Here is a 12,133-nt window from a genome sequence, read left to right on the forward strand (position 1 = left end):
AACCCTTCCGTTGTGGTCGGGGCCGGCAAATAACTCCGCTTCTGGTGGAACGAAACCGACCCGTATCAGCGCTAGCGGCCGCCGGTCGTCATCGACTTCTGGTCGCCGAACGGACCGGCGCGACACTGCACCGGCTGTCCGTCGTCGACAGCGACGTCTACGCCTCCTACAGCGACGGCGAGTACGGGGCGGACCTCGACCTGCTCGTGTTGGGTCGCGACCCGGCGAGTACTGCCAGCTACTGGACAGCGTCACGGATCGGGTCACACGAGTGGCCTCGCGGCCGGTGACGATCGTCAAAACGCCCGTCGAGGAGGGAGCGGAGTAGTCACCAGCACTCCCCGCGGTCAGTAGCGTGCCGTCACTCACCGATCCAGCTCGAGCAACTCGCTCGACGCCAGCAGCCGCGGCAGGGCGGCGACGACGGCCCCGATCACTGCGAAGGTGAACGCCGTCCTGCTGATCGTCAGCAGCGTGCCGAAATCGATCGGCGCGCCGATCGCTTCGGCATTGGGTTCGGAGTCGGCCACCTGGGGCGTCCAGCGGGCGACCGTGGCGAGTCCGGCCGTCAGTACGGCGTAGCACGCCACAAGCGACCCGATCGCGAGCCTGGCCTCCCGTCGCGTCTCGAGGCGAACGGAGCGAACGAGCAGATAGCCGGCGGCCGCCAGCACGAGGGGCAGAACTAGCGCCGTCACGTGTGACGAAAATCCGGCACTGTTACTGGATCCGACCCCGATCTCGATCGGTTCGCCGCCCCGCTCGAGCACTACACCGTGGTTCACCAGATCGGTCAGCCCCGCGATCACGAAGCGGCTGGGCCCGTTTTCGCCACTCCCGAACCGCCCGACTGCGTCCATCGACGCGGCCAACTGATACAGCACCGCGAGACAGACGGCAAACGCGCTCGTGCCAGCCACACCACCGGCTTTACCGAACGGGCCCGAAGGAGGGCGAGTGTCACGTTAAGGTAATCAGTCCGGTCGCACTGTAGGGCAACGACGATCCGAACTCGGACACCAAGAAATACGACAACAACAACCTCGTGAACTACGTATACCTCTCAAAATTCAACTATGACGAGAGAGTGCCCTTTAAGTTATATTATAAACTAGAAAGTATTTTCTTTCGTTGGATAATGAGGTATCCTATGACCAAGCACAGTGGAAAGGCAATCACAGTGTACCGAACCTGAGTAAGGGGATCAGGGGGCGCAATAATCCCACCGACACATAATGCAATCACACCACCGATGATAAACACTTTGATCAGTTGTTCAGTACGCAAAATCGGCGAAGGTGTATATCCGCTATCCTTTCTGAGGTAGAGGTAAAGAAGACCCATTGGAAGAAAGAGTCCAACTACAATACCCCAGAGTAGCGCCTTTGTCCACTGCTTTCCCTGTTTTTTCGCATCCAAGAACACCCAATAGAATGAAAGAAGTATCGTTGACAAATATATCATGAAAAAGCCGATAACAAATGCTGGCGGTGCATATTCGGTGAGGGGCATATTTGCAGCGATGGTGTCCAAGTCAAAATATCTAACGCTCACGGTTGATGGATTATTAGTCAATGCGGAGCAGTGAGAGTGATACCTCTCAAAAGTGACGAAATCATGCCACTTATCGGATGGAAACTCGCTCAAACATCCATCTTGGTGCGTTGTGCGATGACCTAGCAGAAACAGTGTGGACGCGGACGGTAGACACCTGTATACTACGTGCTAGGACATAGGTCAAGAGAGTACCATCCTATCCTCATCTCGTCGTCACATCTTAGATTGGTTTAAAGAGAAAGTTCCGTTGCTGACCAATCAGACCGACCATCAGGCGATCGATCTCGCTTCGATAGCGCATGCTCTCGTGGTGGCGCACACCAGCACACCCTTGCGCTATCTACTATTCGGCCGGAGATGGTGAGATCCAATTTTCGAAATAATATCGTAACAAACTCGAGAATTAGGAGATTGGCCACATAAAAGCTCATTTAATCCAATCCAGGGGCCCATTTTTGCGAACAGTTGCTGACGCACTGATTCTCAAGCAGTATAGCCCCTAATTAGTTTAGTTCTATGGTATAGTATATAAATAGATTAAGGGTAGCATGAAACAGTGTATTTTTCCACAACTATTATATTATAGTAATTTGTATTGTGTGTCGTGGACCGAAGATCAACCCTCAAAATTGCCGGTAGCATCATAGCTGGAAGCGCAACTATTGGTAATGCGCAGGCTAGCAAAGTTCAGAACGCTTCTGTCTCAGAACTTGAGAATTATTGTAAAGAACTCTCAAAGAAGCACGGTCAAAAAGTAGAGTCAAAAACAATAGTCAGTCGAGACGGAAAAGTCGCCGATCCAGATAATGTTTCACAGGATATTAACGTTTCAGATATCCATAACCCTCAAACAGTCTCACGGAAGGAACCAGATGGGATCTCAAAAGAGTTGATAAAATATGAAGACGGTACAGAAATCACCCAGACAACGGTAGATAACCAGAAATGGGTTATCGTTACCATCAATGGAAAGCGATTTAAACTTGATCGGCAGAATCTCCGGAATGTTCTGACAAACCGCTTAAACAAGGCTAAAGTAAGATTAAAAAGTATTGGTGGGGAAAAGAAAGATTCTGTAGGGAATAATAAAAAGCCATTTAACGGCGATAATCAACTGGGCTCAGCAAACTCGGGCACTCAAGTGGCTTCCTCAATCACTACATCTGCATTCAAGGCGACACATGAGGATATGGCTAATTTTGACACTTACTGGGCATCAACGCCAGTGATTGCAGATGCAAAAGTGGATGCAAATCACCACAACGGGACTACTGATCATATAGAAACAAAAGCTAGAGCTACGGGAGCGGGTTATGGAGAAGCACGTGTAGAGGCTTGGGATGAATGGACACATTCGAATAATCATCATGAGGTGAGCGTTGAATTTAATGGTGAATACGCAGCTTCTGGCCTGAATGGGCTTGGTGCATCTGAAATACTCCTTCGGTGTTACCTAGAAGATGACTCTGGAAACAAAGTCAGAACCTCACCGGCCTTGCGAAAGAATCAATTCATTGTCGATTTTTGGTCAACTTCAGATACATATACTGAGGGGCTCTATATCAAAGATTATTACGGTGATCAAATAAATATTGGTTTTGAATCTATTTGTATTGCAGCAGCAGCAGGATCAGCTACAACAACGATTGACGCAATGAAAACTCCACATGGTAACCACCATGGCCACTTCATATTGGATGAGTACCATGTGACATTCAGGGATAAATAATAAACCCCTGGCCCCATTATAATAAATATTCTCAAGTAGATATTTTGTCAAAAAATTCTTCCTACTTTATCTACTCAAGTCATCCGGTGATAAATCACCGCTCAAGCGAAAAGTAGAACAACTGGCCATTGAAAGCTTCGAAAGCGGCCTAATTCTTGAGTTTGTTCACTCGCTGGCGTCGGTATAGCGCCGAACCCATTTGAGGGCTGGAGCCGGTGGGGTCAACGGCCACGCTCGGCCGACGAATCTCGTTCGAATTGCTCGGTCCGGTGTCCTCGACATCGCCGTCGGTTTCGCCGTTCTCGCCGTCGTTCTCGATCGTTTCTCCCTCCTCGAGGCTGGGCCCCTTATCGTAGTCGAACCGTCGTTCCCGAGACATGTTCGTTGTGACACAGGCGGACGAATAATAGCTTTCGGTCGGAGGGATCGTGGAACTAGAACTACCGCTCGCCACGTCGGGAAACCTGAAGTGGTTTATCCGGGGACCGACAATCGGCGTGCAATGACAGTCGTCGCTTTCGACTTCGACGGGACGCTTTCGGACTCCGAGATGACCGTACTGCTCGGCGACCGCCGCGACGTCGCCGCCGACATGGCCGACATCACCGAGCGCGCGATGAACGACGAGATCGGCTACGCCGAGAGCCTGCGCCGGCGTGCGGCCTTACTCGAGGGACTCCCCGAGGCCGAGGCCGAGGCCGCCTTCGACGAGGTCGTTCTTCGGGAGGGGGCCGCCGACCTCATCGAGGAACTGAACGAGGCCGGTATCACGACCGCCATCCTCACGGGCGGCTTCGAACGCGGCGTCGCGGCCGCCTTAGAGCGCCAGGGAGTCTCCGTCGACCACATCGTCTCGAACCGGCTGCCGATGAAAGCGGGAGAGCTCACCGGTGCAGTCGAGGGGCCCCTGATCGAGGGCACCAAAGACGACGCGCTCGCGGACCTCGCCGACGATGTTGGCGTTGACCTCACGGACACCGTCGCGGTCGGCGACGGGGCCAACGACCTGCCGATGCTCGAGGTCGCCGGGCTGGCAATCGGCTTCGAGCCCAAGCCGGCGGTTGAACCCCACTGCGACGTCGTCGTTTCGTCGATGGCCGAGGCCCGCGAGACGCTGCTCGCGGAGTCCGTCCTCGCCGAGCAGTAATAAGACTCGAGTAGCGGCTTGTTTAGCGTCCGTAATCGTCTGTTGCCCACTGCTCGAGACCCAGGTCCGCCGCTGGTGGCCGGTAGACGCGCTTTCGTTCTCGAGTGGCTATCGGTCGTCTATCGGTGACTATCCGGCTCAAGAGCTGATTTCGGGACCGAGAGAGTTATTAACTCGTAGCCGAGTAAGTACTCATGATGATGTGGCAAGACCTCGTATTCATGTGCGGAAGCAGCCTTTCGATCCTCTTCCTCGCGCCGACGCTGCGCGACGCCGGCGCGCGCGTCCCGCTGGGAACGAGCCTGCCGTCGATGGGGATCGGCTTCACCTACGCAACGACGTTTTTCACGCTCGGAATGACGTTTTCCGCGATCGGTGCGTTCGCCGCCGGCTCGATGTGGTCGCTGATCGCGCTGTTTCGATCGCCACAGGGCGTCTCGATGAAGCTGTTCGCCCGAAAAAACCTCGCACTGTTCGTCTCCGACGTCCAACACTGGCTCACACGTCGGCGTTCGGACCGGTCTCACGCAGAACAGTACGTTTCGGCTGACGCCGTTCGCGCCCACGGACAGGCCGGCCGGCGCTGAAACCGGTTGTCGCTTCCCTTCGCCGAACTATCGTTTCGCCCTGTCCAGTGAGAACGCCGTCTCTACGGAATTACGTCAGCTCTTCCACTTTCGCGACGGCGGCATCGATGACTTCCTCGCCCTGTGTGATGAGCGACCCGACGACCGCGAAGATGGCAGGGAACACGATCCCAGCGAAAAGGACGGCGTCGCCGGTCGACGGCTTGACCGTGATGTTCGACGAGGCGGTCTGTTCTTGCACGTTGATGAACTGGTCCGTCTGGAGCAGCGGGACGCTCTCGAGGATGGAAAACACGGTCGCATAGTCGGAGAACGTGGCGGTCATCAGCAACGCCGTGATCACTCCGAACGCCAGATACGGCGGCACGACTGTGATCCCGGCCTTGGCCGCTTCGGCCGGACCGTCGGCGTCGGTGTAGCGAGCGATTCCATAGCCGGCCGCCGTCACCGCTCCAACGGTGACTGCGAACAGCACTGCGCCCGAGAGGAAAAACGGTGAGTTAGCAAGCGAAGCGGGTGAGTTAGCAAGTGAAGCGGGTGAGTTAGCAAGTGCAGCGGGATTGTTTGGGATGTCCCCGAGCGCGATGGCCTCGCCGCTCGCCTTGAATCCAACGCCGAACGTCGCGAGGTAGCTCCATCCCGCGGCGGTCCACGACGCCACGAGATCCGTCGCAACTGGCGTGTCTCCCGTGGTGTTCACTACCGGCGTCATCTGTGCCGATGCAACGACCGTCAGGAAGAAATGAGCCAGATACGTCACGACCACTGCGAGAGCCCCGAATACAGCTCCCTCTTTGATCGGCAGTTCCGTCCCGTCGTCTCGCGGAATCCGCTGTTGATTGACCGATTGCTCTTCCTCCTCGTATTCCAGTTGCTTCCCGTCTGACATCACCGATACATCAGACAGGGGAATATTATACTTTACGGCACCATTCTGTCACATATTGGTCAGACGCGCCGATATGGGCGCATTGGGCGCTGTTCTCGAGCACCTAATAACTATAAGAAATTCGTACTGACAACGGATCATTCAGAAAAGAGGCTCGTGTGTACCGGCGCGAACTCCCCGGTCTCGTCGGCCTCGTCGGACGCGGTATCGGTGATCATCCGGCCAGCGAGCCCCTCCTCGAGCAGTTCGGACAGCGGCGGGCCGACGTTTTCGGGTTCGACGAGGAAGGCGTCGTGGCCGTGGTCTGACTCGACGACGTGATGTGCCACGTCGATGTCGGCCTCGCGACAGGCCTCGGCCAGCGACTCGGACTGTTCGACGGTGAAGTGCCAGTCGCCGGTAAACGAGAGCAAGAGGAGTTCGCCCTCGAAGGCCGCCAGCGCGTCGGCGTCGGACTCGTAGCCCGCCGAGAGGTCGAAGTCGTCCATCGCGCGGGTCATGTAGAGATAGCTGTTGGCGTCGAACCGATCGGTGAATTTGTCGGCCTGATAGTCGAGGTAGGACTCGACCTCTCGGTACGAGAAGAACGCGGCCGCGGAGTCCGGTGGCTTCTCGCGGACCGCCTCCCGGCCCGCCGACCGGCGGCCGAACTTGCGGTCCATCGACGCCTTCGAGAGGTACATGATGTGGCCGATCTGGCGCGCTCGAGCCAGCCCGTCTTCGGGGTCCTCACCATCGTAGTAGTGGCCGCCGTTCCAGTTCGGATCGCTGGTGATCGCCCGGCGAGCGACGGTATCGAGCGCGAGACATTGCGGGTCGAGTCGGGCAGCGGTCGCGACCGCCCCCGCTCGTTCCACGTCGTCGGGATACCGGCGCAGCCAATCGAGGACGTTCATCCCGCCGACGCTGCCGCCGACGACGGCGTGGAGCCGGCCGACGCCGAGTTCGTCCAGCAGGTTTCGCTGGGCACGAGTCCAGTCGCCGACCGTGACCGGCGGGAAGTCGGTGCCGTAGGGCTCGCCCGTTTCCGGGTTCTCGCTGGCGGGACCGGTCGTCCCGTAACACGAGCCGGGCGCGTTCGCGCAAACGACGAAATACTCGCTCGTGTCGATCGCCTTCCCTGGACCGACGACGTCCCCCCACCAGGCCCGCGCCTGTCCCGCCGTCTCGTCACCGGCGTCCGGCCGGCGGGCGACGTGGGCGCTGCCCGTCAGCGCGTGACAGACCAGCACCGCGTTGTCGCCGGTGAACTCGCCGTAGGTCTCGTAGGCTACCTCGAGGCTGGGGATCGACTCCCCGCACTCGAACCGGAACTCGCCGAGATCGACCGCGTCCTTCGTCGTCACAGCTACTCACCTTCCCCTCGACAAGCCTGTGTCGCCGCGTCGATCGCGCTCTCGAGGTCGGCCAGGATATCTTTCGGATCCTCGATGCCGACCGACATCCGGATCAGGTCGTCGGTGACGCCCGCCTCCTCACGTTCTTCGGGCGTGAGCTGGCCGTGGGTCGTACTGGCCGGGTGGATCACCAGCGTCTTCGCGTCGCCAATATTGGCGAGGAACTGGGCAACTTCGACGTTCTCACAGAAGGTCTTGCCCGCCTCGAACCCGTCCGCGAGCCCGAACGCGACCATCCCACCGAAGTCTGCGAGATACCGTTGGGCGTTGTCGTGGGTCGGATGCGCCTCGAGACCGGGGTGGGTGACCCAGGCGACGTCATCGTGATCGTCGAGGTACTCCGCGATGATCTGGGCGTTCTCGCAGTGCTTTTCGACGCGCAGCGGCAGCGACTCGAGGCCCTGGAGAGTCTGCCAGGCGTCGAACGGCGACTGCTGGTTGCCCAGACTGCGAAGCGAACGGAACCGTGCCGTCGCGGCGAAGGGGGCCTCGGGGAAGTCACGCGAGAAGTCGACGTCGTGGTAGGCGTGGTTCTGGCCCGCGATCTCGTCGTAGCCGTGCTCGCCCCACGGGAAGGAACCGCCGTCGACGAGGACGCCGCCCACAGTTGTCCCGGAGCCGTGGAGCCATTTCGTCGTCGACTCCCAGACGACGTCGGCCCCGTGCTCTAAGGGCCGACAGAGCGCGGGCGTCGCGAAGGTGTTGTCGACGACCAGCGGGACGCCGTTGTCGTGGGCGATCTCGGCGACGCGCTCGAAGTCGGGCGTGACCAGCGAGGGGTTGCCGATCGTCTCGACGTGGACGAACGCGGTGTCCTCGTCGATGGCCTCCTCGTAGGCGTCGTACTCGAGGGTCGGGACGAACCGCGGCTCGATATCTCGCCGCGTCGCCGTCTTCGAGAAGTAGGCCGTCGTCCCGCCGTAGGTGTCGGTCGAACAGACCACGTTGTCGCCGGCCGCCGCGAGGATCAGCGTCGCCGAATCGAGCGCGGCCATGCCGCTGCCGGTCGCGACCGCGCCGGCCCCGCCCTCGAGGTCGGCGAGGCGGTCCTCGAGGGTCGTCACCGTCGGGTTGGCGATCCGAGAGTAAATGTAGCCATCGTCCTCGAGGGCGTAGCGGGCGGCGGCCGTCTCGGCGTCCTCGAACACGTAGGAGGTCGTCTGGTAGATGGGCGGTGCCATCGCGCCGGTGTCCGGATCGGGAGACTGGCCGGCGTGGACGCTGCGCGTCCCGAAGCCGCGCTCGCCGTCGCCAGCGTCGGTTCCGTCGCTCGCGTCGTCGCTCATGTTTAGTATGCATACTTCTCCACGTTCATATGCGTCTCAGTAACGGCAAAAACGGCAGGCTAGAGAATGACTTGCAGGTAACGGACGCCGCTGCGTCGCTCATCGGTCACTTCGCTTGCAGGCTCAACCCCTATTGACGGGCGACGCCTAAAAGCGCATATGCAGACAGTGTTCCACCTCATCGCCCCCGACCCGGACCAGCAACAGACCGCACTGACGATCGCGGAGAACCTCACTGAGGACGACTCCGTCGAGATCGACGACATCGCCGTCGTCGCGCAGGCCGACGGTATCGAGCCGGTGACGGCCGGCGGGGACGGCAGCGACACGGTCGAATCGCTGCTCGAGGCGGGTATCGACGTCAAGGCCTGCAGCAACACCTTGGAGCTAAAAGACCTCGCAGAGTCGGACCTCGTCGACGGCGTCGAGACCGTTCCGTCCGGCGGCGGCGAACTGACGCGGCTTCAGAGCGAAGGGTACGCCTACATCCGCCCATAACTGCAGGTGCGGGCGCTTAGGGGCCGTGCTCGAGCGACGCGAGCATCGTCCGAACCGATTCCGATTCCGTCTCGAGGCCTATGACCTGCGGGTAGACTGCGACGCAGACGACGAAGTCCTCGCCGTGGGCGACGGGCTCGCTGAGTTGCAGGTAGACGTCGAGGGAGGTCCCGGCAGTGGTCAGTCGGGCGTTCGCCTCGTACCGAGCGAGGGTCGTTTCCGTTCCCAGAATCGAGATCGATTCCTCGCTTACGGCCTGGACGTTCTCGAGTCGGTCGTACCGGTTCTGGATCAGTTCGACGAGTTCGTCCGTCGAGTACTCGCCGACGGGATTGAACGTCTTCCCCAAAAACGAGATCTGTGGCGTGGTCAGGACGGCGACGACCGCCCCCTGGACGCGCCGCAGGCCGAGCGCGTCGAGCGACACCGCTCGGTCGTACTCGGCGTACCAGTTTTCGACCTCGATCGTGCGTTCGATCCCGAACCGGCCGACGGTCCGCTCGATGGTGACCGCCTCCACGGTGTGTTCGTCGTAGCCGGTCTCGTCTAACGCCGCCTGCGAAACGGTCGCCTGCGTCGACGAGAGCGTGTCGCGGAGCAACCCGGTGCAGCCGGCGGTGAGCGCCGTTCCAGCGGCCGCCCCCGTCGCGAGGAGCCGCCGACGTGAGACTGTCATCGACGGCTCCTGGTCGGGCGGAGACGAAAGCACGTCGATTTCCGCCGCTCCGTCGTTCGCGCCGATGTGGAACAGGCGGGTCGATCGGCCGCCTCTCGAGATGAACGCGTTCATAGTGTCGGGTCGCCAATTGGTGCGCGTGCACTCGAGTGACCGCGATCGGATCGTCCTCGCCGCCCTCGTCTTCGCGGTGTTGTTCTCGCAGGTACTGCTCTATCCAGGCGTCGCGACGCTCGTGGCGGCGCTGGGTGCCGACGCGGCGACGTCGGCGTTCGCGGCGACGGCGCTGGACGCGAGCATGTGGTTTCTGGTCGCCGAGTTCGCCGCCTACGTCGCGTTCGTCGGCGTCTGGGGGCTCGCGAGCGACGCGACCGGCCGACGCCGGCCGTTCGTCGTGGCCGGCGCGCTGGCCGGAGCCCTCGGCTACGCCGCCCTCGCTGCCGTTCCCGCCGTCGGCTGGATCCCCTTCGAGGGCGTCCTCCTCCTGCGGCTCTTCCAGGGGGCGACGACCATCGGCGCGTTCTCGCTGACAATGACCATGCTGATGGACTTGGAGGGCGGCCACGGCCGGAACATGGGCGCGGCCGGCATCGCCATCGGGCTGGGCGCTGCGTTGGGTGCGCCCATCGGCGGCCAACTCACGGAGGTCTCTCCCGTCGCGCCGCTGCTCGTCGCCGCCGGCCTGCTCGTCTGCGTGGGCGCGCTCGCCTCGCTCGTCGGCGACCGCACCCCCGACGACCGCCGAACGGCGCGAGCGCTGCTCGAGGGCGTTCGCCGCCGCCCGACGCTGACGATTCCCTACGCCTTCGGCTTCGTCGACCGGCTCACGGCCGGGTTCTTCGCGCTCGTGGGCACCCTCTACTTCCAGACGGCCTTCGGTCTCGACGCCGGAGCGACCGGACTGATGCTGGCGTGCTTTTTCGCCCCCTTTGCCCTCTTGCAGTATCCCATGGGCGTCCTTTCGGACCGGATCGGGCGGACGATCCCGATCGTCATCGGCTCGGTCTGTTACGGCGTCGGCATCTTTACCGTCGGTGCCGCGCCGTCGGTCCCGACCGCTGCGGTCGCCATGATCGGCGTCGGCGTCCTCGGCGCGTTGGTCGCCCCCGCGACGATGGCGCTCGTGACCGACCTCGCAGACGGGAGTCAACGCGGTATCGCTATGGCCGGGTTCAACCTCGCCGGCAGCCTCGGCTTCCTCGGCGGCTTCCTCCTCGGTGGCACCGTCGCCGGCAGCTACGGCTACGGTACGGCCTTTCTCGTCGTCGGCGGCCTCGAGATCGCGATCGCGGTCGTCACCGTCCCGGCGTTTCTCCGGCTTTCGATTGCCTCGACCGACCGGTTTCGGACGAGCGATCGCGGCGATACGTAACTCGGCCGCCGAGTGACAGGTCTCCCTAACACTCTTACTTCGTGGTATGTGTCCACATAACGTTGAAGGGAGAGAAGGTACCAATTTTTATGTTCACAGGCTCAACTTCAGGTGATGGCACGAGATAAGGCAGTTTCACGGCGAACGGCACTGAAGCTGACGGGCGCGGCCGCGTCGACGGCGCTCGTTGCCGGCTGTAGCAGTGACAGTGGCGGTAACGGCAACGGCAACAACGACGACAGTAGCGACAGCGGACCGGTCTCGATCAAGCCCGGTAAGACGATCATGTTCAAGGCCAACGGTCATAAGTGGGTCGGCAAAAAGCCGTCCAGTATCGAAGGGCAAACGAATCCGACGATCGAACTCACCGAGGGTGGGTCGTACACGATCGGCTGGACGCAGAACGAGACCGGCCATAACCTCGAGCTCAAAAAAGACGATGAGAGCGTTTGGAACAACAAGTCGACCCCGACCGCCTCTAGCACTGGCGATGGCCAGACGCTCGAGTTCACGGCCAGCACGAAGATCGCCGAATACGCCTGTAATCCGCACTACCCCGGGATGGCAGGCGATATTAAGGTCACGAGCGGCAGCAGCAGCGACGGCGGCAGCGGCAACGAGTCGAGTGGCAACCAGTCTAGCGGCAACGAATCCAGCGGCAACGAGTCCAGCGAATAACGCCCCAACGCGGCAGCGGTGACGGCGAGACGTCGCCGTCTCCCGTTTTCATCTCTCTCGATTTTCTCGCCGGCCCTGACGCCCGCAGTCGTTGCTGACCGACCGTTACATCTGTTACCCCACGGACTATCAGGTGTCTATTATCGCCTGCAGTCGAGTGTCTGAACGGGACTCAGCAGCGAAGCCGGAGACGGTAACGGTACACTGAGGAGTCGGCTTCACCGCCTCGAGCGCGGTCCTCGCCGATCGCCAACTGCTGGGTGCATCCGTCGGTTGCCTGGTCCGCTCCCGGTGGGCATCAAAAGTACCATACCGCC

13 protein-coding genes and 1 pseudogene are annotated in these 12,133 nt (G+C 60.6%); 7 read left to right on the forward strand and 7 right to left on the reverse strand.

The genetic code is table 11. The features are described from left to right. Positions 1–29: 29 nt before the first annotated feature. Positions 30–328, forward strand: a pseudogene (locus ACJ70B_RS09170) (hypothetical protein). Between the two features lie 37 nt (positions 329–365). Here the strand turns inward: ACJ70B_RS09170 and ACJ70B_RS09175 are convergent. Next, a complete protein-coding gene (locus ACJ70B_RS09175; protein ID WP_408956695.1) occupies positions 366–920 on the reverse strand; it encodes a hypothetical protein in 555 nt (184 codons plus the stop codon). Between the two features lie 184 nt (positions 921–1,104). Beyond that, entirely contained in the window at positions 1,105–1,512 is a 408-nt protein-coding gene (locus ACJ70B_RS09180) for a hypothetical protein (RefSeq protein ID WP_408956696.1), read from the reverse strand. A 649-nt stretch (positions 1,513–2,161) separates the two neighbouring features. Between ACJ70B_RS09180 and ACJ70B_RS09185 the strand changes: the two genes are divergently transcribed. Further along, positions 2,162–3,286 carry a hypothetical protein gene (locus tag ACJ70B_RS09185; protein ID WP_408956697.1) on the forward strand — a complete coding sequence of 375 codons (1,125 nt, stop codon included), beginning with the start codon at positions 2,162–2,164 and terminating at the stop codon, positions 3,284–3,286. Positions 3,287–3,434: 148 nt separating this feature from the next. On the opposite strand, the gene ACJ70B_RS09190 is transcribed toward ACJ70B_RS09185, so the two are convergent. Continuing rightward, positions 3,435–3,665 (reverse strand): hypothetical protein, encoded by a 231-nt coding sequence (locus ACJ70B_RS09190; RefSeq protein WP_408956698.1) that lies wholly within the window; start codon positions 3,663–3,665, stop codon positions 3,435–3,437. Positions 3,666–3,788: 123 nt separating this feature from the next. Here ACJ70B_RS09190 and serB point away from each other — a divergent pair, with 123 nt between their 5' ends. Together serB and ACJ70B_RS09200 are read left to right on the forward strand one after the other, a co-directional pair. Further along, the gene (gene serB, locus ACJ70B_RS09195; protein ID WP_408956699.1) at positions 3,789–4,433 is read left to right on the forward strand and encodes a phosphoserine phosphatase SerB; all 645 of its coding nucleotides are present in this window, start codon (positions 3,789–3,791) and stop codon (positions 4,431–4,433) included. Positions 4,434–4,630: 197 nt separating this feature from the next. Continuing rightward, the gene (locus ACJ70B_RS09200; RefSeq protein WP_408956700.1) at positions 4,631–5,020 is read left to right on the forward strand and encodes a hypothetical protein; all 390 of its coding nucleotides are present in this window, start codon (positions 4,631–4,633) and stop codon (positions 5,018–5,020) included. 70 nt (positions 5,021–5,090) lie between these two features. Here ACJ70B_RS09200 and ACJ70B_RS09205 read toward each other — a convergent pair whose 3' ends face one another. The 3 genes from ACJ70B_RS09205 to ACJ70B_RS09215 all read right to left on the reverse strand — a co-directional run bounded on the left by ACJ70B_RS09205 (position 5,091) and on the right by ACJ70B_RS09215 (position 8,592). Continuing rightward, a complete protein-coding gene (locus ACJ70B_RS09205) occupies positions 5,091–5,909 on the reverse strand; it encodes a hypothetical protein (protein WP_408956701.1) in 819 nt (272 codons plus the stop codon). Positions 5,910–6,046: 137 nt separating this feature from the next. After that, positions 6,047–7,255, reverse strand: coding sequence for a homoserine O-acetyltransferase (gene metX / locus ACJ70B_RS09210; protein ID WP_408956702.1), 1,209 nt, complete (start codon positions 7,253–7,255; stop codon positions 6,047–6,049). Between the two features lie 2 nt (positions 7,256–7,257). After that, positions 7,258–8,592 (reverse strand): O-acetylhomoserine aminocarboxypropyltransferase/cysteine synthase family protein, encoded by a 1,335-nt coding sequence (locus ACJ70B_RS09215; protein ID WP_408956703.1) that lies wholly within the window; start codon positions 8,590–8,592, stop codon positions 7,258–7,260. 159 nt (positions 8,593–8,751) lie between these two features. Between ACJ70B_RS09215 and ACJ70B_RS09220 the strand changes: the two genes are divergently transcribed. Next, a complete protein-coding gene (locus ACJ70B_RS09220) occupies positions 8,752–9,090 on the forward strand; it encodes a DsrE family protein (RefSeq protein WP_408956704.1) in 339 nt (112 codons plus the stop codon). Between the two features lie 16 nt (positions 9,091–9,106). On the opposite strand, the gene ACJ70B_RS09225 is transcribed toward ACJ70B_RS09220, so the two are convergent. Beyond that, positions 9,107–9,766, reverse strand: a complete 660-nt coding sequence (locus ACJ70B_RS09225; RefSeq protein ID WP_408960094.1) for a DUF6517 family protein — start codon at positions 9,764–9,766, stop codon at positions 9,107–9,109. A gap of 139 nt (positions 9,767–9,905) precedes the next feature. Here ACJ70B_RS09225 and ACJ70B_RS09230 point away from each other — a divergent pair, with 139 nt between their 5' ends. Both ACJ70B_RS09230 and ACJ70B_RS09235 read left to right on the forward strand, forming a co-directional pair. Further along, entirely contained in the window at positions 9,906–11,138 is a 1,233-nt protein-coding gene (locus ACJ70B_RS09230; protein ID WP_408956705.1) for an MFS transporter, read from the forward strand. Between the two features lie 114 nt (positions 11,139–11,252). Beyond that, positions 11,253–11,816 carry a twin-arginine translocation signal domain-containing protein gene (locus ACJ70B_RS09235; protein ID WP_408956706.1) on the forward strand — a complete coding sequence of 188 codons (564 nt, stop codon included), beginning with the start codon at positions 11,253–11,255 and terminating at the stop codon, positions 11,814–11,816. The last annotated feature ends 317 nt before the right edge of the window (positions 11,817–12,133 follow it).

Source organism: Natrinema sp. 74, from assembly GCF_046097095.1.
Classification (GTDB): Archaea; Halobacteriota; Halobacteria; order Halobacteriales; family Natrialbaceae; genus Natrinema.

Bases quoted from the DNA above. Each gene is read 5' to 3' on its own strand.
- ACJ70B_RS09215 (WP_408956703.1), bottom strand. From the start codon at position 8,592: ATGAGCGACGACGCGAGCGACGGAACCGACGCTGGCGACGGCGAGCGC.
- ACJ70B_RS09180 (WP_408956696.1), bottom strand. From the start codon at position 1,512: ATGCCCCTCACCGAATATGCACCGCCAGCATTTGTTATCGGCTTTTTC.
- ACJ70B_RS09205 (WP_408956701.1), bottom strand. From the start codon at position 5,909: ATGTCAGACGGGAAGCAACTGGAATACGAGGAGGAAGAGCAATCGGTC.
- ACJ70B_RS09235 (WP_408956706.1), top strand. From the start codon at position 11,253: ATGGCACGAGATAAGGCAGTTTCACGGCGAACGGCACTGAAGCTGACG.
- ACJ70B_RS09190 (WP_408956698.1), bottom strand. From the start codon at position 3,665: ATGTCTCGGGAACGACGGTTCGACTACGATAAGGGGCCCAGCCTCGAG.
- ACJ70B_RS09200 (WP_408956700.1), top strand. From the start codon at position 4,631: ATGATGTGGCAAGACCTCGTATTCATGTGCGGAAGCAGCCTTTCGATC.
- serB (WP_408956699.1), top strand. From the start codon at position 3,789: ATGACAGTCGTCGCTTTCGACTTCGACGGGACGCTTTCGGACTCCGAG.
- ACJ70B_RS09220 (WP_408956704.1), top strand. From the start codon at position 8,752: ATGCAGACAGTGTTCCACCTCATCGCCCCCGACCCGGACCAGCAACAG.
- ACJ70B_RS09225 (WP_408960094.1), bottom strand. From the start codon at position 9,766: ATGACAGTCTCACGTCGGCGGCTCCTCGCGACGGGGGCGGCCGCTGGA.